The sequence below is a fragment of the Mucilaginibacter sp. KACC 22773 genome (assembly GCF_028736215.1).
Lineage (GTDB): Bacteria > Bacteroidota > Bacteroidia > Sphingobacteriales > Sphingobacteriaceae > Mucilaginibacter.
The window spans coordinates 4,351,456-4,376,425 of sequence record NZ_CP117883.1 but is presented as its reverse complement, the minus strand read 5'-3'; the positions used below and the strand labels follow the sequence as shown (position 1 = coordinate 4,376,425).

At 44.2% G+C, this 24,970-nt stretch carries 23 protein-coding genes; 15 read left to right on the top strand and 8 right to left on the bottom strand.

The genetic code is table 11. The features are described 5' to 3' along the window. Window positions 1–148 precede the first annotated feature (148 nt). From PQ469_RS17805 to PQ469_RS17750, 12 genes are all read left to right on the top strand, one after another. On the top strand, window positions 149–415 hold the full coding sequence (locus PQ469_RS17805) for an SDR family NAD(P)-dependent oxidoreductase (protein WP_274208879.1): 267 nt from the start codon (window positions 149–151) through the stop codon (window positions 413–415). A gap of 13 nt (window positions 416–428) precedes the next feature. Then, the gene (locus PQ469_RS17800) at window positions 429–1,211 is read left to right on the top strand and encodes an alpha/beta hydrolase (protein ID WP_274208878.1); all 783 of its coding nucleotides are present in this window, start codon (window positions 429–431) and stop codon (window positions 1,209–1,211) included. A gap of 4 nt (window positions 1,212–1,215) precedes the next feature. Continuing rightward, a complete protein-coding gene (locus PQ469_RS17795) occupies window positions 1,216–2,979 on the top strand; it encodes an amidohydrolase (protein ID WP_274208877.1) in 1,764 nt (587 codons plus the stop codon). A 19-nt stretch (window positions 2,980–2,998) separates the two neighbouring features. After that, entirely contained in the window at window positions 2,999–3,994 is a 996-nt protein-coding gene (locus PQ469_RS17790) for an MBL fold metallo-hydrolase (protein ID WP_274208876.1), read from the top strand. A 30-nt stretch (window positions 3,995–4,024) separates the two neighbouring features. Beyond that, complete coding sequence (locus PQ469_RS17785; protein ID WP_274208875.1) at window positions 4,025–4,954, top strand: alpha/beta fold hydrolase; 930 nt, start codon at window positions 4,025–4,027, stop codon at window positions 4,952–4,954. Window positions 4,955–5,156: 202 nt separating this feature from the next. Next, the gene (locus PQ469_RS17780) at window positions 5,157–5,951 is read left to right on the top strand and encodes an SDR family NAD(P)-dependent oxidoreductase (RefSeq protein ID WP_274208874.1); all 795 of its coding nucleotides are present in this window, start codon (window positions 5,157–5,159) and stop codon (window positions 5,949–5,951) included. Between the two features lie 630 nt (window positions 5,952–6,581). Continuing rightward, window positions 6,582–7,250: a BON domain-containing protein gene (locus tag PQ469_RS17775; protein WP_274208873.1), complete on the top strand. Its 669-nt coding sequence runs from the start codon at window positions 6,582–6,584 to the stop codon at window positions 7,248–7,250. 21 nt (window positions 7,251–7,271) lie between these two features. Beyond that, window positions 7,272–7,781: a nicotinate-nucleotide adenylyltransferase gene (locus PQ469_RS17770; RefSeq protein WP_090645954.1), complete on the top strand. Its 510-nt coding sequence runs from the start codon at window positions 7,272–7,274 to the stop codon at window positions 7,779–7,781. Window positions 7,782–7,857: 76 nt separating this feature from the next. Beyond that, window positions 7,858–8,700, top strand: a complete 843-nt coding sequence (locus tag PQ469_RS17765) for a universal stress protein (protein ID WP_274208872.1) — start codon at window positions 7,858–7,860, stop codon at window positions 8,698–8,700. Window positions 8,701–8,739: 39 nt separating this feature from the next. Beyond that, on the top strand, window positions 8,740–9,576 hold the full coding sequence (locus PQ469_RS17760; protein WP_274208871.1) for a universal stress protein: 837 nt from the start codon (window positions 8,740–8,742) through the stop codon (window positions 9,574–9,576). Between the two features lie 11 nt (window positions 9,577–9,587). After that, window positions 9,588–10,433, top strand: a complete 846-nt coding sequence (locus PQ469_RS17755; protein WP_274208870.1) for a universal stress protein — start codon at window positions 9,588–9,590, stop codon at window positions 10,431–10,433. Further along, window positions 10,430–13,081 (top strand): cation-translocating P-type ATPase, encoded by a 2,652-nt coding sequence (locus PQ469_RS17750; RefSeq protein WP_274208869.1) that lies wholly within the window; start codon window positions 10,430–10,432, stop codon window positions 13,079–13,081. Before PQ469_RS17755 ends, PQ469_RS17750 begins: the two co-directional genes overlap by 4 nt. Here PQ469_RS17750 and PQ469_RS17745 read toward each other — a convergent pair. Beyond that, window positions 13,078–14,148: an AI-2E family transporter gene (locus PQ469_RS17745; RefSeq protein ID WP_274208868.1), complete on the bottom strand. Its 1,071-nt coding sequence runs from the start codon at window positions 14,146–14,148 to the stop codon at window positions 13,078–13,080. The two genes, PQ469_RS17750 and PQ469_RS17745, sit on opposite strands and share 4 nt — an antisense overlap. Before the next feature lie 433 nt (window positions 14,149–14,581). Between PQ469_RS17745 and PQ469_RS17740 the strand changes: the two genes are divergently transcribed. After that, window positions 14,582–16,075 (top strand): glycosyl hydrolase family 28 protein, encoded by a 1,494-nt coding sequence (locus PQ469_RS17740; protein WP_274208867.1) that lies wholly within the window; start codon window positions 14,582–14,584, stop codon window positions 16,073–16,075. Window positions 16,076–16,204: 129 nt separating this feature from the next. Here the strand turns inward: PQ469_RS17740 and PQ469_RS17735 are convergent, their stop codons facing one another. The 3 genes from PQ469_RS17735 to PQ469_RS17725 all read right to left on the bottom strand — a co-directional run bounded on the left by PQ469_RS17735 (window position 16,205) and on the right by PQ469_RS17725 (window position 18,723). Continuing rightward, window positions 16,205–16,864, bottom strand: coding sequence for a YdeI/OmpD-associated family protein (locus tag PQ469_RS17735; protein WP_274208866.1), 660 nt, complete (start codon window positions 16,862–16,864; stop codon window positions 16,205–16,207). Between the two features lie 96 nt (window positions 16,865–16,960). Next, entirely contained in the window at window positions 16,961–17,497 is a 537-nt protein-coding gene (locus PQ469_RS17730) for an RNA methyltransferase (RefSeq protein ID WP_274208865.1), read from the bottom strand. A gap of 59 nt (window positions 17,498–17,556) precedes the next feature. Further along, entirely contained in the window at window positions 17,557–18,723 is a 1,167-nt protein-coding gene (locus tag PQ469_RS17725; protein ID WP_274208864.1) for a galactokinase, read from the bottom strand. Between the two features lie 203 nt (window positions 18,724–18,926). Here PQ469_RS17725 and PQ469_RS17720 point away from each other — a divergent pair, with 203 nt between their 5' ends. After that, complete coding sequence (locus tag PQ469_RS17720) at window positions 18,927–19,217, top strand: YciI family protein (protein WP_090645992.1); 291 nt, start codon at window positions 18,927–18,929, stop codon at window positions 19,215–19,217. Window positions 19,218–19,327: 110 nt separating this feature from the next. Here the strand turns inward: PQ469_RS17720 and PQ469_RS17715 are convergent, their stop codons facing one another. Both PQ469_RS17715 and PQ469_RS17710 read right to left on the bottom strand, forming a co-directional pair. Further along, complete coding sequence (locus PQ469_RS17715) at window positions 19,328–19,753, bottom strand: hypothetical protein (protein WP_274208863.1); 426 nt, start codon at window positions 19,751–19,753, stop codon at window positions 19,328–19,330. Window positions 19,754–19,839: 86 nt separating this feature from the next. Then, on the bottom strand, window positions 19,840–20,703 hold the full coding sequence (locus PQ469_RS17710; RefSeq protein WP_274208862.1) for an aldo/keto reductase: 864 nt from the start codon (window positions 20,701–20,703) through the stop codon (window positions 19,840–19,842). 189 nt (window positions 20,704–20,892) lie between these two features. Between PQ469_RS17710 and PQ469_RS17705 the strand changes: the two genes are divergently transcribed. Beyond that, window positions 20,893–21,324, top strand: coding sequence for a DUF6526 family protein (locus PQ469_RS17705; protein WP_274208861.1), 432 nt, complete (start codon window positions 20,893–20,895; stop codon window positions 21,322–21,324). A gap of 12 nt (window positions 21,325–21,336) precedes the next feature. On the opposite strand, the gene PQ469_RS17700 is transcribed toward PQ469_RS17705, so the two are convergent. Continuing rightward, entirely contained in the window at window positions 21,337–21,741 is a 405-nt protein-coding gene (locus tag PQ469_RS17700; RefSeq protein ID WP_274208860.1) for a DUF1761 domain-containing protein, read from the bottom strand. Between the two features lie 493 nt (window positions 21,742–22,234). Further along, on the bottom strand, window positions 22,235–24,961 hold the full coding sequence (locus PQ469_RS17695) for a carboxypeptidase regulatory-like domain-containing protein (RefSeq protein ID WP_274208859.1): 2,727 nt from the start codon (window positions 24,959–24,961) through the stop codon (window positions 22,235–22,237). Window positions 24,962–24,970: the final 9 nt, after the last annotated feature.

Sequence of the window (24,970 nt, the reverse complement as noted above, 5' to 3'; positions counted from 1 at the left end):
TGTTACCTTATTTCGTTGCAAAACTTGGCCATTTTAACGACATACCGCCAATGAGATATATCGGTAGAAAATAAGTTATTGATTTTTAGAGTGTTAGATAAGTGGCTTTTGGATTGCACCAGGTGGTTCATAACAAATATCATAAATTATGAACACGTTAAACCAAAAAATAGCCATCGTCGCCGGCGCGGACAGCGGCATGGGTTATGCTACGGCAAAACTATTTAAAGCAAAAGATGCAACCGTTTTAGTTACCGGCAGAAATTCGTCGACGATTAACAAGGTAGCATCAGCGTTAGCGGTAACCGGTTACAAATCACGCCACCGAGATCTAAACTCCCGTAAATCTTCTTTTATCACCGGTACAAAAATCCCCATCAACGATGGTTTTTTTGTCAACCCGGTAGTGCAATAAATCTGAACCAGTTATGAAAAAAATTAATTCAAAAACCGTGGTATTTATTACCGGCGCCTTTGTAAGTAGTGATTGCTGGGCCGAATGGAAAAGCTATTTTGAAGAACGAGGCTATGAAACATTTGCACCGGCCTGGCCATACAAAGATGCCCCCGCCTGCACATTGCGCCAGCTACACCCTGATGCCGATGTTGCCAGCCAGCGCCTGGATAAGCTGACCTCTTATTTCAGGGACTTTGTGAAGTCACTGCCGGAAAAACCCATCCTGATCGGCCACTCTATGGGCGGCCTTATCACCCAGTTATTGTTGCAAAACGGGCTGGCAGCAGCGGGTATCGCCATTCATTCGCTTCAGCCGCAGGGCATATTTACTTTCAGGTTCTCCTTTTATAAAGCCGGCTGGCCCGCGCTGGGTTTTTTTACCGATACCCGCAAAACCTACCTGATGTCTTTCCCCGAATGGCAATATGCTTTCACAAATGGTATGCCTTACGAAGTGCAAAAGGATGCTTATTACAAACTATTGGTGCCGGAGTCGAAGCTGCTGGTGCGCGATGCCACAACGCCTGCTGCTAAGGTGGATTTTGCAAAGCCGCACGCACCACTCCTTTTTCTCTCTGGTAGCCAAGACAATTTCATTCCGGCCTCGCTCAACTATACAAACTATAAAAAATACAGCCATGCCCAGTCTGTGGCCGATTACAAGGAATTCCCCGGGCGAAACCATTTTGTGTTGGGCCAGCCGGGCTGGCAGGAGATAGCAGAATATATTTTAAACTGGTTAACAAAAAAATAAGACCATGAAAAAATTACTAACCTTATTGTTCCTGGTAACGTTGCTAACAGCCGCAGCTCAGCAAAAAGCCGACCTGATAGTTTACAACGGAAAAATAGCGACGATGGCCCGCCCGGGCGAATTTAAACAAGCGATTGCTGTAAAAAATGGCTTAATCCTGGCGACAGGCAGCACCCAGGCTATCTTTAAAACCTATAAAAGTAATTCAACTAAGCTGGTTAATGCTGCCGGCAAAACCGTTATTCCGGGACTGAATGACAGTCATATGCATGCAATCAGGGAAGGCCTGAACTTTAATATGGAGCTGCGATGGGACGGCGTTAAAACGCTTAAACGCGCCATGGAAATGCTGAAGGAGCAAGCCGCAAGGACACCGCCCGGGGCCTGGGTGAAAGTGGTTGGCGGCTGGAATGAATTCCAGTTTGCCGAAAAAAGGCAGCCAACCATCGATGAGATAAATGCCGCAGTTCCTGACAAGCCTGTGTTCATTACTTACCTCTACGGCAAGGCTTTCTTGAATAAAAAGGGTATTGAGACGCTGGGTTACGACAAACATACCGACTATCCCGGCAGTTTGATTGAGCTTGATGAACAAGGCAACCCCACCGGTTTGTTGTATGCTAAAGAAACCCCGATGGCTATTTACCGCACGCTGGCACTCACCGGCAAACTTACGCCCGAAGAACGAGTTAACAGTTCTGAACATTTTTACCGCGAGATTAACAGCTTCGGTATCACCAGTGTTGTAGACGCCGCCGGCGGATCACAAAATTATGATGCCGATTACCATGCCTCATTAGCGCTGGCCAAGGCCGGGAAGCTAACTGTACGCACCGCCTATTATTTATTTGCGCAACAAAAAGGTAAGGAATTAGCCGATTACGAAAAATGGATAGGGCAAACTTATCCAAATAAGAATGATCATATCCTTATGGCCAATGGCTATGCGATGGAAGGAGCCGGTGAAAACCTCATCGCCTCGGGTGCCGACTTTGAGAACTTTCTGGAACCGCGCATAATACTGGCCCCGGAAATGGAAAGCGACCTGGAGCCGGTTATCCGGTTATTGGTTAAAAACCGCTGGCCGTTTCGCCTGCATGCCACCTACGGCGAATCCATTGACCGCATGCTGAACGTGTTTGAAAAAGTGAATAAAGACACGCCTTTTAATGGCCTGCGCTGGTTCTTTGACCATGCCGAAACCATCACTGATACTGAACTGGCCCGTGTAAAAGCGTTGGGCGGGGGGATAGCCGTACAGTTCCGCATGTATTATCAGGGCGAACTATATAACAAAATGTACGGACAGCCTAAAACCCAGTTGCCACCCATCAAAAAAATGCTGGCCATGGGCATTCCTGTGGGTATGGGCACCGACGCGCCTCGTATTTCAACCTATAACCCATGGATGGCCTTGCATTGGTTGCTAACCGGTAAAACCATTGGAGGTATGCAGTTTTGGCCAAAAGACCAGGTGCTGGATAAGTTCACTGCCCTAAAACTTTATACCTCAGGCAGCGCATGGTGCTCGGGTGAGCAGGACGTTAAAGGCAAACTTGTGAAAGGTATGTATGCCGATATGGTCATTCTTTCTGACGATTATTTTAGTGCAACTCCAGAAAAGGTAAAGCATATTTCGTCGCTGATAACCATTGTTAACGGCAACATAGTATACGCTGCTGGTAAATATGCCGCGCGATGCCCACCAATAGCGCGCGCAATTCCAGATTGGTCGCCAATTAATTATTACGGAGCTTACCAAAGATAAAAACCAAGTTCAAATCAATATGAAAACAACATTTATCAGATTGTTAACGGCCTGCCTGGTGCTCAGCAGCAGCGTTTTTGCCCAAATGCCGCCCGTGGTGCCTATCTGGGACGCCAATAAAGTCACCCTCGGCCTGCACAAAGTGGCAACGGATATTTACGCTATCATCCCGACTACTGCAGAAACAGAAACAACTAAAGGTATTCCTCAGGCTACTACAGGTGGTTTTATCGTCGGAGATAAAGGAGTGCTGCTGATCGAGGTGATGATGACTAAGCGGCTTTACGACCAGGAAGTGAAACTCATCCGATTGGTGACGGATAAGCCCATTATCTATGCGGTTAACACCAGCGATCATGGCGATCATTGTTTCAGTAATTACTTACTTCCTCCTTCTACCCGCATCATTCAAAATGAATTTGCCAGGAATAACCTTTCAAAAAACTATGATGGCATTAAAACATTTATGGTCGGGCTTTTCGGCACCGGTAGGGAAATTGAAAATACTATTTTCCGGACGGCGGATATCGTGATCCCGAAGAACAGTGATCTTAAGGTAGATATGGGCGGTGGCAAGATTGTTGAACTTCTGAACATTAGCCCTGCGCAGTCTCAGGCCGATTTGTTTGTGTGGATGCCCAATCAAAAGATATTCTGGGCCGGTAACCCCTTCATCGCTGAAAGTCCTGCTATCCCCTGGTTATTCGATGGTGTCTTTTTGGAGCCTGTCGTTAACCTCAAAAAAGTATACGACTTTTTACCTGACGATGCCATTATTATTCCCGGCCATGGCCGCATTACCAATAAAGCCGGTATTAAATATACGATTGATTACGTCGAAAAATTAAAAAGCGAAGTAGAAGCGGCGGTTGACAAAGGCTTGAGCCTGGAACAAACCAAAACGGCGGTGCCGATGAAAGAGTTCGATAAAGGTTATGTGTTGTTCAATTGGCTGCACTACAATTTCAACCTCCCTAATGCCTATAAAGACATTAGCAATAACAAGAATAAATAATCATAATTCCATATCAAAAACAATAAAACTATGAAAATCAGAACAACAATGAAACAGCTATTGGTTACCCTGCTGTTCTCGGCTTTAATTGCCAATGTTTTCGCGGCGGTTACTCCGGCTAACCCTCCGTCAAATTTTAAGCATCAGTATGCGACCGTAAACAATGTGAAGATCCATTACGTGATTGGCGGAAAGGGTGAGCCTTTGCTGCTGATACACGGCTTTGGCCAAAACTGGTATATGTGGAACAGGCTGCTGCCCGAGTTATCAAAACACTATACCGTTATCGCACCCGATATGCGCGGCGTTGGTGAATCGGGTAAGCCAGCCGGTGGTTACGATAAAAAGAATATGGCAGTGGATATGCATGAACTGATGAAAAAATTGGGCTATCAGCGTATTAACCTCGCCGGTCATGACATCGGATTGATGGTGGCTTATGCTTATGCAGCCCAGTATCCAGGTGATGTAAAAAAACTGGTTTTGATGGATGCATTGTTACCCGGCATTGAGCCTGTTTGGAGCCAGGTTAAAGCCCAGGCCTGGTGGTTTGGTTTTTTTGCACAGCCGCATGCGGGAGAATTGGTTTCCGGTAAAGTCCGCGTATTTTTTACCGACTTCTGGCCCGTTGTAGGTTTTCAAAAAAACGCTTTTACCAAGGGAGAGACTGCTGAATTTATCAGGGCTTATTCTGTACCCGGCGCTACCACCGGTGCATTCCATTGGTTTGGGTATTTTAACCAGGACGGCAAAGACAATGTTGAATTTGCCAAGAAAAAACTGCCGATGCCTGTGCTGGCTATGGGTTCAGATCATTTTGCCGGAGCATTCCTGGCAACACACATCAGCTTGGTGGCTACTAACGTGCAGGAATCTGTCATCAAAGATTCGGGACACTGGGTTGTGCAGGAAAACACACCGCAGGTTCAAAAAGACCTGCTAGCATTTTTAATGAAGTAATTATTAAGTCCGGGCATCAACAATTGGCCTTATGTAGCTGTTAAACAGGGAGCAGTTATCACAATACGGGCGTATAATAAGAAGGTTCAACCCAATTCAACGATGTTGAGCATGGTAAGGAGCATAGGCCGGGTACATCTGGCTTTTGTTTTCTCAAGTAAATAACAATATTAGTTTTATATCGCATTAATTTTTAAATATTATGGACCTGAAGTTACAAAACAAAAAAGCGCTGGTCACTGGCTCTACCGCCGGTATAGGCTATGCCATTGCTCTTCAATTAGCTAAGGAAGGCGCCGAAGTTATTGTCAATGGTCGCACTACAGAACGGGTGGATAAAGCAGTAGCACAAATTAAAACCGAAAGCGCCAATGATAAGGTAAGCGGCATAACTGCTGATTTTAAGAGCCTCGAATCTATTAACAATTTGATTAGTCAATTACCACAGGTAGACATCCTGATTAATAATGTGGCCATCTTTGAACCGAAAGCATTTGTTGACATTACCGACGAAGACTGGCTGCGCTTTTATGAGATTAATGTCATGAGCGGCATCCGTTTATCCCGTGCCTATTTTCCTAAAATGTTAGCTGTCGGCTGGGGAAGGATCATCTTTATTTCAAGCGAATCAGCTGTACAGATCCCGGAAGAAATGATCCATTACGGTATGACCAAAACCGCCCAGTTGGCTATAGCCCGCGGTCTGGCTGAATTGACCAAAGGCACCGAGGTTACAGTTAACTCTGTGTTACCCGGCCCCACCATGTCAGAAGGAGTAGGTGACTTTATTGAAAACCTGGCGAAGGATCAAAACAAGACCATAGCTGAGGTGGAAGCCGATTTCTTCAAAACGGTACGGCCTACATCTATCATTCAACGGTTTCTTAATACCAGCGAAGTAGCAAACATGGTTACCTACCTGGCCAGTCCGCTGGCCTCGGCAACCAATGGCGCTGCTGTCAGAGCCGAAGGTGGATTGCTAAAGGGCATAGTGTAAGAAAAATCCCGCATTTTTTTCGATCATTTACTAAAGCCGTGGAATAGTTCCATGGCTTTTTTGTCATTCCAACGAGGCGGGCTGGTGTATTAGATATTAAATTTTCAATTTGTTAATTGCTTTGGCTATTCCTCCGGTTGTGCTGCCCGAAAGTTTTAGTCGACCTGTATCAATGCCAGAGCTTTCCCTGATACGCCTCATACCTTGCAGATTTATGCTTAGGATTGCACCGGATGCAATCTTTTTGCAGAAGTGTGCCCGGTTATCGTTAATACTGATAACGACAGGAAAGCCGTCAACTACGGTAAAAGCACAAATCACACTGAAACAAGGTATAATATCAGCATTTTTGAGCAAATCCCGGTAAATGAGTGCTCCTCTGTATATTTTTCGTCGGTGCGACGAGGACAATTTCTCAAATTATTGTTTGAGTTTTCTGGAGCAAAGTTCCTGTGGTAGGAAGCTATCCCTGTTATTCCGGTTCCTTATCAGCCTCGGCAAGTAGGTTCGGCTTTAAAGCAACCAACGTGACCAGGATCATACCCGATACTGACCGTCATCATGTTCTTTACCACTGGTTTAGTCGTTATTTGACTTTATGATTTACATCTTTTATTAATTATTGAAGTTATGAAAACAGATATTCAAATTCAAAAAGACGTGATGGATGAACTGAAATGGCAGCCATTTTTAAATTCATCAGAAATTGGCGTTGCCGTTAAGAACGGCATAGTGACCCTGTCAGGGACCCTGGATTCCTACGCCAAAAAATTAGATGCCGAAAGAGCGGCAAAAAAAGTAGCCGGTGTTAAGGCGATAGCCGAAGATATCCGGATTGGCGTATCGCCCGGCGCCGGTAAAACAGATGCGGAGATTGCCGAGGCGGTTTTTAACACCCTTAAATGGCATTCTGCCGTTCCGGAGGAAAAAATTAAAATAAAGGTAGAAGATGGCATAGTAACGCTGGAAGGTGAACTGGAGTGGGAATATCAGCGGGTGAATGCAAAAAAGGCCATTCAATCCCTTTCCGGCGTGCGTTCGGTAATTAACCTGATCACGATTAAACCGAAGTTAAACGCATTTGACATGGAACAAAAAATCATGGCTGCCTTTCGCAGAAACGCCACTGTTGATGCCAGCAAAGTAAACGTTAGCACAATTGGCAACAAGGTTGTTTTGACAGGTAAAGTGCGCTCATTTGCCGAAAGCGAAGATGCGGAAGATGTAGCCTGGGCGGCACCCGGCGTTTATCACGTTGAAAACAAACTGACCGTTGAAGAGCCTGAATATGCATTTTAATTCACCATTAAATTAAAGATCATGAAACGATTTAAAATAGCACTTATACTGGCAACGCTCTTAACCGGCGCTGCCGTGCGGTCATTCGCGCAAGTTATCCTCCCCGAAGTGAAGATCATCGCATCAACTTATAAATACCTGAATGCAACTGATAACCGCGAAATGGCGCAACCTGTGAGGATGCTGGAGTTTAAAGCGGCGGCTTACGATGTAAAAAAGTCGGAATTTTACGACGATGATTATGACGGATATTATATATCTTTTTTTATCCCCGATGGAAAGATTCTGGCTGCCTACGATAAAAATGGCAAGCTGCTTCGTACCGCGGAAAAATTCAAGAACACCAAGCTGCCCGCTGCAGTAAAGGACGCCGTTACCCAACGGTTCCCTAACTGGCATATTTCGGAGGACGTTTACCAGGTTCATTATTTTGACCAGAAAGAGAAAGCAGATAAAACCTTTAAGCTGCTGCTGCAAAACGGCGATAAGCGCATGAAAGTAAAATTGAATGGAGAAGGAAAATTCATTTAACCCTTAACGGAAACCAAACAATCAAACAGCTTTCGTGAACAACGTTCGCGAAAGCTGCCTCTTAAATATAGAAGATATGAAAAAGATCATGATCGCACTCGGCGCAGAAAAAACAGAGCAGCAAAGTACCGCCTTTGCATGTTACCTGGCACGGCTAACCGGCTCCCGGCTAACAGGAGTTTTCCTGGAAGATTTACCCACAGAAAATGTTCCAGGGGTAAAATTTGCCTACGGCAGCGTGTTTGTGGAAACCATTGACACGGGCAACGTACCTGAAACAGAATTTAAGGGCCGGGCTGTTGCCGAAAATATTAGCGCATTTAAAAGGTACTGCGAAGAACAGGGTGTTGACTGCCAGATACACCGCGATCAGGGTGTTCCTGATGCGGAACTGATAGGCGAGAGCCGATATGCAGACATTATTATTACCCCGCCTGGATTGTTTGCATCCTCGCCGCTTGAGGTGCCTGCCGGTTTAGTAAAGGAGTTGCTGGCCAAGTCTGAATGCCCGGTTATGATCGCTCCGCACCATGCCGAACCGGTCAATAAGATCCTGTTCGCCTATGATGGAAATGCGTCATCGGTATTTGCGATTAAGCAATTCACTTATTTATTCCCCGAATTAAAAGACGCCGAAATCACTGTATTGCAAGCGAACAAGGATGCCGTATTCAGCGAGGATCAGAAAGAAAAACTGTACGAATACCTGAAAGAACATTACCACCGTATCGATTTTAAAGACCTTCGCGGTAAACCGGAAGATGAGCTGTTTGATTATACACTGCGGCAGAGTAGTGCCTGCCTGGTCATGGGTGCCTTTGGCCGCAATTGGTTATCAAGGTTGTTTAAAGCCAGTACGGCCGACCTGCTGATCAAAATCAACAACCTGCCGGTTTTTATTGCCCATCCTGTGGTTTAATAAAATTAAGTAACACACATCTGCATTAATTCCAAAATCATGAAAAAAATAAGCGCAGTATTTGATGGATTAAAATTCGCGGATAGTACGCTGGCTTACGCTATAAAACTGGCCGAAAGCAGCAGGGCGCTTCTCTCTGGTGTATTCCTGGAGTCATTGCTGTATAACAGTTACCAGCTGGATGACCTCATCGGGAGCAGCGGGCTGTCTGAAGTGAAAATTAAACATCTTTTGGAAAAGGATAAAGCTACCCGGGATAAATCGGTCGGAATCTTTGAACAGGCCTGCAAAAAAGCACATATCAGCTATGCCATACATCGCGATCAAGGTTTTTCTTTACAGGAAGTACTTAAAGAAAGTATTTATAGCGACCTGCTGCTAATTAACGTAGAAGAAACGTTCAGCCATGTGCGTGTCCAGCCTCCTACACATTTTATCCGGGAGCTGCTTGCAGCAACGCAATGCCCGGTCTTTATTACACCCCGGGATTACCAGGAGATTGAAAAAGTAGTGCTGCTTTATGATGGCAAGCCGCCGGCTGTATATGCAATAAAGATGTTCAACTATATGATGCCCTGGCTGCGCAGTAAGCCAATTGAAGTGGTTTCGGTAGCCGATGACGGCGATGTGGCCGAACTTCCTGATGAAGCTTTGGTTAAGGAATTTATTGCCTGTCATTATCCGGCGGCAAGCTATGCCTTGTTGAACGGTAACCCTGAGGAAGAGCTGACCACCTTTCTTAAAAGCCGTAATAAACATACCCTTGTTGTGTTAGGGGCCTATCAGCGCGGAGGTGTTTCCCGCTGGTTTAAATCCAGTATGGCCGACAAACTTATAAAAGAAATAGAAGCGCCCTTGTTTATAGCTCACCACTAACCCCAAAACTCATGGAAAAGATACTCGTGACTACCGACCAATCCGCTAATTCAAAAGCGGCAATTCGCTTTGCTATTAAGCTGGCCAAACAACGCCAGGCTGAATTAGTTATTCTGCATGTTTACCATCTTTTAAAACCTTTCAAATGGACAGCGGAAGCCTTTGATCAATATATTGTGCAATTCAGAGAAAAAACGATTGAAGAACTATCCTCATTTATTGTCGAAATTTATAAGGCGATAGAAGAGCCCGAAATCACTTACCAATTGGCCCTGGTATCCAACGTTGATGTGGTGGATGGGATCAGGGATTATGCCAGTAAGCATAGTTGTGACTATGTATGCATCAGTACCCGCGGCGCAGGCACGCTAACTAAAATATTCGGTACACATACCGCCAAACTGATTAGCAGTTCTGCAGTACCTGTTTTGTGCATACCAAGTTCTTATCATTTAAAAGAATTAAAACACATTCTTTATGCATCGGATATGACCGATTACGAAAACGAATTGAAAAAGGTAGTTGATTTTGCGAAGCCCCTTGGGGCCAGCGTAGCCATGATGCATATTTCATACCCCTATGAATTTGCGTTTGATAAGGAACTTGCGGAAGCCACGCTACAAAAAAAAGCTTCCTATCCAGTGAGTTTGTTAACCCCCAAAAGAGACATCAACCATGCTTTGCTGGAAGATATGGACCAGGCCATCAAGGCCAGCAAACCATCACTCCTTGTATTATTTACCCATCAGTCAAGGTCAATGTTTGAGAAATTATTCTTTCCATCCAATGCTGAAGAATATTCTTTTTACGGCAAAATCCCCTTACTTACTTTCAATAAAAGCGAAGAAAGTAAATGAAATACCCAATAGATCATCCCTTTTCTTTAACGGCAACGGAGGTGGTCGGGTTGGCTCAAACAAATAGCAATACAGGGATTTCTGAACATGAGGCCACGAAACGCCGTAAAGCCTATGGCCCCAATGCTTACCAAACGCAAAAACTAAAAAGCCGATGGTTGATATTGCTGGCCCAGTTCAGGAGCCCCATTGTTTATCTTCTGGTTTTTGGCGCAGCCGTTTCGCTGTACTTTAAAGACCGGTTAGAAACCATGTCTATCCTGGTGGTTATCATCATTAACGCCATGATTGGTTTTTTTATGGAAATGCAGGCACGCAGTTCAATGAACGCCCTGAAAAAAATGGAAGTGATACGGGCCAAAGTGATTCGCAACGGCGAAGCCAGGCCGATTCCGGCTGATGAGCTGGTGCCCGGCGACCTGGTTTTGCTTGAGGCTGGAGATATGGTCCCTGCAGATGGACGCCTGGTTGCTGTAAGCAGGCTACAATGCGATGAATCCCCGCTAACCGGTGAATCACTTCCGTCTGATAAAATAACAGAACGGCTAAAGGAAGATAGCAGTATTGGTGACCAGCGAAACATGGTTTTTAAAGGCACTTCTGTAATGAACGGAAACGGGAAAATGGTGATTACTGGGATAGGCGCAAATACACAGTTAGGTGTAATTACCGCTTTGGTTGAAAGTTCGGCCGAAACGATTACCCCGCTGGATAAAAAGCTGAACAAGTTAAGCCGGAAACTAATCTGGATTACCCTGACCATGACCGTTATTTTTGCGGTAACAGGGTTTATACAAGGCAATGCTTTCCTGACTATTATAGAAACCTCCATTGCGCTGGCTGTTGCTGCGATACCTGAGGGCTTGCCAATTGTAGCGACTGTTGCCTTGGCATACGGCATGTTGCTGATGGCCAGGCGAAATGCCATTGTAAAGAAAATATCCGCCGTAGAAACGCTGGGCAGTACCGGGGTGATCCTGACGGACAAGACCGGCACCCTGACAGAAAACAAGATACATGTGGATACGTTTGCGTTTCCGGAGGAAAGTGTTAAGGTTCATATCGAAAATAACCTCCTGAAATTTCCGGGTGGCACTATCAAGTTGAGCGCCGAAAACTTGGATAAACTCTTATTAGCTGGGATTTTGTGCAATAACGCTGATGAAACGACAGGGGATCCCGTGGAAGTGGCATTAATGCAGATAGCCATAGCTACGGGGTTAGATACCGACGAATTAATTAAGCAATACGTACGGATTGGCGAGGTGCCATTTAACTCGGAAATTATGATGATGTGCACCCTGCACCAAACGCCGTCCGGATATTTTGCCGCGGCTAAAGGTTCGGTTGAACGGCTGTTAGAAAAATGCAGCCAAATACAATCGGGGGCATTCTTCAAGGCTCTTGACAACGAATCCCGTAATGCCATACTTTTAAAATCTGAGAAGATGGCTGCCAGCGGCCTGCGGGTGTTGGCATTTGCCTACCGGCTGGACGATGCGCTTACCAGGCATAACTATTTGAATGATCTGATTTATATTGGTATGGCTGGTTTTATTGACCCGCCCCGGATAGACATCAAAGGAGCAATCCTGGCTTGTAGAAATGCAGGAATTAAAGTGGTGATGATTACAGGTGATCATCCGCAAACCGCATTAAACATTGCCCGTAAGGTAGGTTTGATTGATGGTAACAGCAAAGACGTAATCACCGGAAAAGAACTGCCTGAAAATGCTTTCCTGACTAAAGCATGGAGACATCGGGTATTGGGCACTGCTGTTTTTGCACGCACTTCCCCCAGGCAAAAATTGGAAATAGCGGAGGTCTTCCAACAGGCCGGATTTGTAGTTGCCATGACAGGTGATGGTGTAAACGATGCGCCAGCGTTAAAAAAAGCAGATGTAAGTATTGCCATGGGCCAGCGGGGAACACAGGTGGCTAAAGAAACAGCCAGTATCATATTGAAAGACGATTCGTTCACTTCCATAGCCCGGGCAGTTGCACACGGCCGCGAGATATTTCAAAACATACAAAAGTTTGTGGTATACCTGGTGTCCTGTAACCTGAGCGAGATATTTATAGTTACTATTTTAGGTGTTATCACTCCCGCAGCTACCTTATTGCCGCTACAGATCCTTTTCTTAAATATGGTGACCGACATCTTCCCTGCACTTGCACTGGGTTTGGGTACGGGCGATACTACCGTAATGCTACGGCCCCCGCGCGATCCCCAAAAAGATATCATCACCAACAAAAAATGGCGGGTTATAGCGCTATACGCAGCTGTCGTCGCCTCCACGGTTATCCTTGCGGTTGTTTATGCCAGTAAAGTGCTGCACAGCGATGATAGTACCTGCAATAATGTAGCGTTTATTACTCTTACCTTCGCCCAGTTATTTCATGTGTTCAACATGTCATCGAAAGGTTCCGGCTTTTTGAATAATGAGATCACGAGGAACAAATGGGTATGGATTGCTATTTTGCTCTGCAGCGGCCTTATCCTGATGGTTTATGCTGTGCCTGGCCTGCGGTTGGTTTTAGGGCTTTCTGTACTTCCTTTTAAAGTGTGGCTGACCGCTATATGTGTTAGCCTGTTGCCGTTAGCTATTTTTCAGGTTCATAAAGCTATCCAAAAAATGGTACACTAAATTTGCAGCTCGCTTTTTACCGGCCGTTCGTCGCCCAGCAGTACACCCCATTGCTTATAATTTTCAGTACGGTCAAACATGATTTTTAAAATAGAAAGCACCGGCATTGCCAGGAACATCCCCGACAAGCCCGCCATAACACCGCCAACGATAATACCAACGATAGAAACAAGCGGGTTGATTTTTACCTGCGAACCCACAATACGCGGCATAAGGATATTATTGTCCAGAAATTGTACTGCTGTAATGGCTCCTAATACGATCAGCACATCCAAAAGGCTCTCTGATGAAGCCAGGGTAAGGAGTACGCTCAAAATATTGCCAATTAATGCACCAAGGTAGGGTATCAGGTTTAGAAAAGCGAAGATGATACCAATGAGTAAGGCGTTGCGGATACCGAAAAGCCACAATGTGCCCCCTAAAAGAACAATGATGTAGGTAATCTGTATCAACAATCCCACCAGGTAGCTTTTAATCATTTTTTCGGTCTGCCGTACAATCTCTTCTACATTTTGGTATTCATCTTTTTTAAACCACATCAGCAGGAACTTTAAAAAAAGGTTCCGGTACAGGATGATAAAGTAGATATAAATAGGCAGTAAGCCTATAAATATAATGATGCCCGATAAAGATCCGGCTGCACCACTCAATACGCCGCCCAACGAACTGAATAGTTTTTTGCTCTGCTCATTAATGAATTTAACTTGCTCTGCCGGGGAATAGCCAAATGAACGGCTTATCCAGATACTCAGGTCATCCAGGTGCTTGGCTACGGTACGTTGGATCTGCGGAAAATCATCCAACAAGGCCCCCAGTTGACTTGAGAACAGCCAAATGATTAACACCACTACGATGGTTAATAATAAAATTGGTAAAAAAACAGCTACCACTTCAGGTACCCTTATTTTTTTAAAAAACCGGAATACAGGCAAAAGTACCAAACTGAAAAAAAAAGCCATTAATAAGGGCATGATGATGGTATTCCCAACAACAACGATCGTTCCTAAAACAAACAGACCAATGAGCTCTATGGCCCGTTTCACGGATTCCGGCATTACTTTTACCATGGGGTGCAGTTTTTGCGCTCTTGCGGGGATTAGCCGGTTTACGAGCTTTTCGACTTAATATTTTCTTACCAAATGTCATCATTTGCAGGTGCTATTTTGCCAACTGGCATCAGGTGAATTAATGATCATAATCATTATTTACGGCAAAACCAGCTGGACAGGGCAAATTGGCAACGGGGGCAAATAGATTGGCGTTTTCAAGCTAATAATTGTCATTCAGGCTATTTTATATCGAAACGCATGCAGATAAAGCATTTTTTTCGTTTGGGATAAACATTTATTAAATATACCCCCTGTATTTGACCCCATAACCGCCTTTCTCTCCGTTTTTTTCGGGCGACTTTTATGGCTTCTTCAAAGGCAATAATTATTGACGTAATGGAGGGCTGCCCCGGTGTCAGGTACACGCCGCAAGTTTTAACTTTTATATTTAATGAAAAAAAGAATTATTAAACTGTTTTTATTGTTGCTTTGTATTGTAAGCCGTGTAAATGCCCAACTTATTACTTACAAAGCTCCTGTTGGCGCTGCCTTAACTACCGATTTTATAGTAAAAGTAAGGCAAAAGGGAGGTGAATGGAAAACACTGCCTACATATAAGGCTACAGTTACCAATATAGTTAACACCAAAAGTGAACATCAAGCTACCTCTTTTGCATATTTTGATTTTTCGGGTACTGTAGAGGTTGCTGTTACTTACAATAAAGGTGCCGTTGAACAAGCCAGGGTGAGACCATTGGGCTTTGGTATAGTCCCCAGGATACAATTTAACACACTCTCCTTTTTTCTGGATAAGCCCCGTAATCTTTCAGTTGAAATAAATGGGGATATACTTCATAACCTCCAGTTATTCGCAAACCCGGTTGAAACTTTCCATCCGTCACCGGCCGACACCAATATAACCTATTTTGGCCCTGGGATACACCAGGTAGGTGTTCTTAAGGCGCGGTCAAACCAAACCATCTACCTGGCAGGCGGTGCTATTGTACAGGGGCAAATACTTATCAGTAAAGCCGAGAACGTTCGTATTTTGGGACGTGGAATTTTAACTCAGCTGCCCGTGTTTCAGAAGCAAAATGCCGGCAAAGCCGAGCCTTCGGCCGTACAGGGCTCCCGTAACGACCAGTTGACTGTAGCGTTTTCAAAAAACGTTGAAGTGGATGGCATCATCGTTTTGCCACATAAGTATAGTATACTTATCGGCCAGTCGGCAGGTGTGAAGATCAGTAATTTTAAGTCAATCAGCTTTGAAGGCAATGCCGATGGTATTGATGTTTTTTGCAGCTCGGACGTTGCCATCAGCGATATTTTTATGAGAAACTCAGACGATTGCATAGCTATTTACGGTCATAGGTGGAATTATTATGGCAATACCAAAAATATCTCAGTTTCCAATGCTACACTTTGGGCAGATGTTGCCCACCCCATACTGATTGGCACTCATGGCGATACCGACAAGCCGGACACACTTGAAAATATGACTTTTAAGAATATTGACGTCCTGGAACAGCACGAGCACCAGATAGATTACCAGGGTTGTATTGCGCTGAATGCCGGAGACAGTAACCTGTTAAACCAATTGCGATTCGAAAATATAAGGGTCGAAGATTTCAGAGAAGGGCAACTTGTTAATATCAGGGTAATGTTTAATCACTATTACAATACTTCGCCGGGCAGAGGAATACAAAATGTATATTTTAAAAATGTTGATTTCAATGGACATCACTCCAATATTTCGGTCATCGCGGGCTACGATAATGAACGCCGGATAAAAAATGTTGTATTTGAAAATTTAAAGATCAACGGGGTAAGCATAGCAGATGATATGCCAGGGAAGCCAGGTTATTATAAAACAGGGGATATGGCGAATATCCTTATCGGGGAACATACCGATGGCATTCGCTTTATTGCGACTAAGGACAAATAGTTAAATTAAGCCGATATTATCAGACATTCTGCTGCCCGTTCATAGGAAGCTCGGGCAGTAGGTTGGTACATTCAAAAAATGTCAACATAAAAGTTAGTGACGCCCGGAAAATCGAATTAAACAAAAGACCTATTTATCCGCCGGGTTTTTCTTTTTATTTGCCAACATGTCCATCATTTTTAATAAACGTTCGTTCCTGGTTTTTTCCTGTTTGGCGGTCAGTATCCAAAGCACGTACTCTTTTTTATTGCTGTACGATAGCTGTTGGTACCAGGCCATAGCCGCGGGTTGTTGTTCAAGGGTGGTTTTTATATAGTGCGGAAGGGTAATAACTTTGTTGTCAACGTCAACATAAGCGTTATGCTCATTATTACGGATGCCATCGTTTCGCCCTTCGGATACTTTTACCTTATCGTGGGGGCGGAAACGTAACGCAGTCCAGGTTTCATTTACGGCGGCAGATGCAACCGGGCGCAGACCATAAACGGCAGGTTCGGTCCAGCTGCTCATCATCTCCAGATCGGTGGCAATTTTAGAAGTTTTTTTTGGGTAGATGATCCAGAAAACAGCATCGTCATTTAATACCGGGATAATTACTTTCAGCTCTGATGCCAATTCCTGGCTGTTGATGATAAATAAAAGTATCCCGTTAAAACTGCCGACGGTATTAAAAACAATTTCGGCATCATCGGGTAGCGGCAATAAGCTATCCAGAAAATTAGCAGGTGCGTTATGCAACAACCAGCGTGAATTGGGTTTTATCTGGAGTTTTTTTGTTAAGGCGCTCATTTTTGGTATCAAGTAGTTAGTATCAAGTATCAAGATAAAAGAACTATTGTTACAAACTTAAAAGAAAACCATGAACCATCAACTATGAACCATGATCTATGAGCCAATAGCCAGCTTGGCAAAAAAGTCCCACAGTACAATGCCGGCGGATACTACAATATTAAAAGAGTGTTTGGTGCCAAACTGGGGAATTTCGATACAGGCGTCTATGGATTGCATAACCTCGTCGCTTACGCCGTTTACCTCGTTGCCAAATATGAGGGCGTACTTTTGGGCAGGATCGGGAACGAATTCATTGAGCATGGTGCTGTTTTCAGCTTGCTCAACGGCAATAATCTGGTAGCCCTCGCCGCGCAATTGTTCAACAGCCTGTAACGGTGTTTCGTAATAGGTCCAGTTTACAGACAGGGTGGCGCCGAGTGCGGTTTTTTCAATTTCGCGGTGTGGCGGCTGGGCGGTGATTCCGCAAAGGCAAATTTGCTCAACCGCAAAACCATCTGAAGTACGAAAAATGGAACCGATATTGTGCATGCTACGCACATTATCCAATACTACGGCAACCGGTAACTTAGCCTGTTCCTTAAACTCATCAACCGATGCCCGGTTCAGCTCATCTAACTTTAGTTTACGCATTTTTTTATTTGTCCATAGTCTATGGTCCATAGACCATGGACAAAAGTATAAAAAGGGAATTAAATAGCTACTTCGTTTAACAAGCCAACGCCATTACCTATTAATGAGCTATATACCGAGGGTGCGTAACCTATTTTGCTGGTATAGTATTCGGTAACGCCTTTGCTATAGTCTTCAAAGGCATCGCCTTTTACCAAAGCTATGGCGCAGCCGCCAAAACCTGCCCCTGTCATGCGGGCACCGGCTACGTTGGGGTTGGTTTTACTGTATTCGGCAACGGTATCAAGTTCAATGCCGCTTACCTCGTATAAATCGCGCAATGAATCATGCGAAGCGTACATCAGCCTGCCAAATTCATCAAGGTTATTGCCGGCCAATGCTTTGGCAGCGAGTTTTACCCGGTCGTTCTCTTCAATAACGTGTTTGGCGCGTTTAAGTACTGTAGGATTGGTAATCAGGTGCTGGTATTTGCCGAAGGTTTCGGCATCAATATCGCATAAGTAATTGATATCCAATTCCTGCTGTAATGCTTTCAAAGCGGTTTGGCATTCTTCTACACGTTCATTGTATTTTGATTCGGCCAGTTTGCGGGGCTTGTTGGTATTGATAATGGCCAGCACATATTCGCCCAGGTTGCTGTCAACTGCTTCGTAATCAAGTGTGTCGCAGTTTAGCATCAGGGCTTTGTTTTTTTCGCCAAAGGCAACAGCAAACTGGTCCATAATGCCGCAGTTTACACCAATAAAGTTATTCTCCACCGACTTAGATAGCTTAACCAAATCAAGTTTGCTGTAACCGCTGTTAAAAATATCATTCAACGCAAAAGAGGTAACCACCTCGATAGAGGCCGACGACGACAGGCCCGAACCGATGGGGATATCGCCGTAAAAAAGCATGTCAAGTCCTTTCAAATCATGGCCTTCCTGTATAAAGCTGTTGATTACACCAATTGGGAAATTAAACCAGGTTTCGCCAACTTTTTTATATGACGCCTGTAAGGGGGTATCTTGCTGCTCATTGAAATTTAAGCTCCTGAAACGGAAAACACCATCCTCATTAGGCGATGTTAACAGGTAAGTGCCAAAAGTGATGGCGCAGGGCATAACCAGCCCCCCGTTATAATCGATATGTTCGCCGATAAGGTTTACGCGTCCTGGTGAGAAGTAGGCGTTGTCGGCTTCTTTATTAAAGATGTTGATAAATTCCTGGTGCAGATTATTCTTCATTATTCGGTTTATATTACAATTGGAAAACAAATATTGTAAAAATTGTCAAGTTTACATTTATAAAATTAAATTAATTTCAAAAAACATCAAATTTTAGGTAAGAAAATAGAAGTTTCGCCTGGATTTTTAATTTTATAGCTTTACATCTATCAAAAACATAAATTAACCCTATAAGTTAAATTACGACAATCAAATTTTAAACTATGAAACAATACCTGGTTACCGGCTACGATTATACCGACGAAGGTGCCCTTGAACGCCGTATGAATACACGTGCGCATCATCTTGATGGGGTTAAGGCGCTTAAAGCCAATGGCAATTTTATTGCTGCCGCGGCCTTTTTAAACGAAGAAGGTAATATGATAGGTTCGGTAATGATGCTGCAATTTGAATCGGAAGAAGAATTAAATGCCTGGAAACTGGCCGAGCCCTATGTTACCCAAAGCGTTTGGGAATCTGTAGATGTGAAACCTATTAAAGTGGCGGTTATTTAGGGAGTATCAAGTAGTAAGTATCAAGTAGTAAGACTGCTGCAACGCGCAGCTAATTTAAATAGCTTCATCTGAACGTGAAAATCTTGATACTTACTACTTGATACTAAGAACTATTCCCTTCCCACTCTCCAGCGGACCATTTGCCAATAGCCTTCGGCATCTTTGGTGTAAAATGCGGTATAGCCAATGCCCATCATATTAAAATCAAAGGCAAACTCGGTTACGGTGGGGTCATCAGGTAAAAAATTAGGAAGTACGCTATCGGCAACTAAAGCTATTTGTTCGCTTAATTCGTCTTTATCGTTTTTAACAACTTTAATTTCGGTGCTTTTTATATAATCTTCCAGGTTTTTAAACTGGTAATTGGGCGTTGGGGCAAATTCATCCTTAAGCTTGCGGGCGGCATTGAATGCGTCTGCAAGGCTTTGCTGTTTATAAGCTTCCATGGCTTTCAGTAAATCGGGAGCTGATATTTCGGACACGCCATCGGCGCCGGTGGTGTAAAAGCTGTTTAGTATTTCTTCTTTAGTTTTCATGTGCAGGGTATCACTTTAATACAAAACAAAAGGATGCAGTAAAATTAACCACATCCTGTCGCTTTTAGCCTTAAATAGCAAATTAATTACAATTGGCCAAGACTGTTCAGCACGTCCATATCGTCTTCTGATAGTTGAATATCGGCTGTTTTCATATTTTCTTCCAGGTGTTTAACGCTCGAGGTACCCGGTATCAGCAGTATATTTGGCGAATGGTGCAGCAACCAGCTTAAGGCAATTTGATGGATGGTGGCACCATGTTTACCGGCCACGCGTTTTAGTACCTCTTCGCCTTTTACGTTACCGCCGCCAAGCGGGAACCAGGGGATAAATGCAATGTTATGCTCGCGGGTATATTCGAGTTCGGCTTCCCATTTGCGGTTGTCAACACTGTACATATTTTGTACCGATACAACTTCGAAAAACTGTTGTGCCAGTTTTATATCCTGCACACTCACTTCAGATAAGCCGATATGTTTAATTTTGCCATCCTGTTGTGCCTTTTGCAATACCTCAAATGATTTTTCGGCCGGCACTTTCGGGTCAATGCGATGCAATTGGTACAGGTCAATCCTTTGCAGTTTAAGGCGTTTGAGGCTTCCTTCAAGGGCCTGGTTTAAATGCGCGGGCGACGAATCAATTGGCCATTCGTTTGGGCCGGTACGTAACAAGCCCCCTTTTGTTCCAATAACCAGGTCGGCGGGGTAGGGTACAAGCGCTTCGGCAATCAACTCCTCTGACACAAAGGGGCCATAGCTATCGGCAGTATCAATAAAATTTACGCCCAGTTCAACAGCGCGTTTCAACACACGAATGCACTCTTTTTTATCGTTGGGCGGCCCCCAAATACCCTGGCCGGTAATGCGCATGGCGCCATATCCCAGGCGGTTTATTTTGAAATCGCCGCCTAAAATGAAAGTTTTTTCAAATGAACTTGTTGTTGTAGCCATATTGTTAATATTGATTATAAGTTGAACTCAAATACTGCGGTATTGTTTGGTTTAGTATCAAGTAGCGAGTATCAAGTATCAAGATTTTGATTGTAGATTTGTTTATGCTTATTTAGCAGATGAGGTCTTGATACTTGATACTAATTTCTTGCTACTAAAAAGCTATCTTTCCATAAAAAATCAACCTTCATGACCGATCAGAATTTTACCAATCACAGGCGTTTGGCGCCAGGTTATCATTATGTATTGACCCTTTTACTTTTAGTCGGAATTATATCAGCCATGGTAAATGTAGTATTGCAATGGGGCACCAGCGGACTAATGACCTCGCTACTGATATTGCTGCTGTTTATCTGTTTGCTTTTTGTTTTTATTATGATGCGCACTTTTCCGTTAAAAGCGCAAGATAGGGCCATACGTGCCGAAGAAAGCCTGCGTTACTTTATACTTACGCGCCAGCCATTAAGCAGAAACCTTAGTATAGGCCAGATAGCCGCGCTGCGTTTTGCAGCCGATGAGGAAATGGTGCCGCTTGTTGAAAAAACACTGGCAGATAACCTTAAACCCGACGAGATTAAAAAAGCCATCCAAACCTGGCGGGCCGATCATCATAGGGTATAGAGTTTTCTCCCCTTATCTCCAGGCCCCCAGAATAGCGCCCATCAGCGTTAGGGATACCAAACTGTATCCGCCATTAATAAATATCAGGCGCCAGCTTTTAAGTTCAAAAAGGCTCATGGTGGCAATGGCGCTAAATGTCCAGATGCCGGCAAGTGCGCCAGCTGTTGTACCCCAGGCCAGGTCGGTTTTTGCATCGGCTAAAAAGGCAGCAAGGTTTGCCGCCATAATAAGCGAAAAAATGGCGGTCATTCCGAATATTTTGAGCTTATTGCCGGCTTTTAAGTCGGCCTCATCAAGTTTGTTATCGGCCACCCAGGCTTTGGCAAACAGTACAGGCGAATACCAGATACCGCCTACTAAAAATGAGGAGAGAGCGGCCACCACAACGGCAGCCCAGTTGATTAATTTAGGATCCATGATGATAAGTTTATGTGTAATTAAAGTTATCTGTTTTTGGATTAAAGAGCAAAGTTTTTTTGTGGAATAAAGAGGATTGATTAGGTGTGTGGGAGGAACAAAATTAGGCGTCCGGTTTGTCAGTCCTGATATCTATGGGTATTGTTGAAGCAAGTTATCGACATGGTGTTGTGAAGCCCAGACTTGCGAAGTTTTTAAAACTTCGCAAGTCTTTCGCCGTCATATCAATCCTCGTTCACAGTCTCGGGATTTTACTACTACCCATGAAGTGTTTGGTTTTACACAAACATCGGCTTTGAACGCGGCCTAAGACTCACCCGGCCGACGCTGCGCTGGGCCACCCTCTCTCCGGCTGACGCCGCAAAGAGGGTTAACTCCAATTTTCTATTTCGCTCCTCTCTCCGGCTGACGCTGCAAAGAGGGTTAACTCCAATTTTCTATTGCGACGGGCGCAGCCTCGTCGGGGTGAGGCGATACGCTGCCATACAAAACGCTACTTCACATTAAAATGTATTACCTGCCTGCCTAAATTGCCATCACCATCAAGGCCTTCAATAATGGCCCGGTACGAGCCGCGAGCATCGCTGTTGTAAAAGTTAAAGGTGGCAACGCCGTTTTTATCGGTAATTACTTTAGGGTTCCAGTAAATGGTGTTCCTGAGATCGAGCCCTATTACGCTGCTTTTGCCAACCTCGTATTTAGGTACGTAAAAATCTTTGGCCTTACTATAACCTTGTACTGCAAACGTAATTACGTTTTGTTTGGGTATCATAGCCATTAACTGCGACAGGGAAATTTTTTGAGTTTTGATCACCTTTTTGTGGATGATCATAACCCCCTTTGTACCGTTTATACGGTTTATGCCGCTTAAACCATCGTTCAAAAATATCTCTACAGATTCTACATCGTCGCCACTCATTGATGCAAGGTTGGTAACATCAATCTGGGCGCTGTTAATATAAATTTGTACCGGTGTTGTTTTTTTTCCCTGGTTGTAATCGCGGGTTACATAAAAGTTATTATCGGCATAAGTTAAGCCAAGCGCCATGGTGCTTAAGCAATTGATCAAAATAGGGCAGCCTTTCAGTTGCTCCGGCTTTATTTCATGATCGGCTTGCGGGCTTAGGCCGGAAAACGTGCCATAATCATTATGGCTGGCTTTTTTAACAACGGTTTTGGCCTTAATGACTACCTCTTTAAGTATCCTTGAGTTTTGGTATTGTTTATGGCTGTTTTCCAGGTACGGGCGTATAACGCTATCGATATTCACAATTTCATCGGCTACATTGGGGTTTTTATTTACCTTTTGATATAGCTCTCCGTTAACGTTTATCACCATATTTCTGCCGTTAGGGTTATTGCGGGCACTCAGGGTAATTTTTGAGGTATCCCTCACCATTACGTCCGAAAACTTGAAGTTACCCGCCATATCGGTAAGGGTTTCGGCCGAAAAATTATTATCGGGTACAATCAGGCGGATGCTGCCCTTACTAACCGGCAGCCCGGTATTGGTGCGTAATATACCCGATACTTCGATGCCCTGCTCGGGCGCAGTGTATATGGGCGGGTTTTTATCGGCCAGTATATCCTCATAATTAAAGCGGGTATAACCCTGGGTAAGCATCAGTATATCAAGATTATCTGACTTTTCCTGGTCGGGTTTATTAAAGTAATAGTTAGGCTTTTCGATATATCCCTTAAGGTCGGATGTAAGCAGAATATAGCTTAAAATGGTTTGCTCGTTATTTTCGTTAGATGGGATGGTGGCATCGTCTAAAACAGCCACCGAAAAACTGCCCACAACCGGGGTTGTTTTGTTAACTGCCGTTACCGACATTTTTACGTTTTGACGTACCGTATACGATGGCTTATCAGTTTTCAAATTAAGGCTCAGCTGATCGTTATGTTGAATAAACACCAATCGCTGGCACAACGCGTAGCCGCCCGACGAAAATAACGTGATTTGCAATATACCCGTTGGGAATTTTGATTTTGGAATAGCTGCCGAGTAGCTTTGATCTTTTAACACGGTAGATGCCGCGTAATATATCACGCCGCCGCTTTGTGCTACCAGGTAAAAGCTTTTGTTTTGTTTGCGTTGCAAAAACACATCGTTGGCTGCAATTTTTATATTGAGGTTGTCAGGGTCGCTATTATTTACCATAAGGCCTATGCCCATATTTTGCACCCGGGGCAGTTTATAGGTAGCCGAAGAGCCGTTGGGGAAAGTTACATTGGCTGTGTATATTTTGCCGCTTTCGGGCGTCATGCCAAATATGCCCATGCCCAGGTGGGCCGATGTAAATGTGGCTACTTCGGTTCCGGCATCGTCGGTTATTGTACCCTTAATATCGGCACCCAAACCTTTGGCGTTAATGGCTTTAAACGCTACCTTGGTACGTACACCGTTGGTAAGCTGGCCGCTCTCGGGAAAAAACTGTACGTCAAAGTTAGTTATCGATCCTGTTAGCGGGAATGTGTTGGTTACAAAATTGCGGTCGCCCATGTCAATAGCAGTTACCAGCGACCCCGATGTGAGCGTTGGGGCGTCGTTTTCTGGCAGTTCAACCAATAAGTTACCTTTGGCATCGGTAGTGCCTTTGCCTTTGGCTATAGGATCGCCGTTGCGCACCAATTGCCAGCTTACTTTTTTATCGGCATAAGGCGCACTTGTAGGGTCTTTATAAACAATATTGGCGTTTAGCTTAATCATACCGCCCTTTTTGCCCGAGCTTTTGTAGCTGATAAAGGTATTTACCTTGTTATCAAGCGCATTGCCAATGTTAATGGTACGGTCGTAAAAATAATCGGCGTCAAAATTACGCATCCAGTTGGTGTATGCCCTTATTCGGTAGGCGCCTTGTTTAATGGTTTCGCCATCCAGTGTAATGTTGCCGTTGGCAAAGCCACTTTTTAGGGGTAGCCTGAGGCCTGCAATTACCGAATCCTGGCTGTTTAGCAAATCAACATAAACAATGCCGCTTAAGGCCGAAGGCTGGTGTTTCTCCACCGTTACATAGGCTTTAAGCCATATGGTATCGCCGGCGGCGTAATAAGGCTTATCCAGGTGCAGGTAAACTTTTTCTATCGGAAAAGCCGTAGCGTACTTGGCGGTTTTTTCAATAACGGTATTAATAGGGATGCTATCCTGCTGGGCCATTGCGGCTAAACTAAAACATAAGAACAGCGATGCTACGAGTAAAAATTTTCTTGATATCATTAATATAAT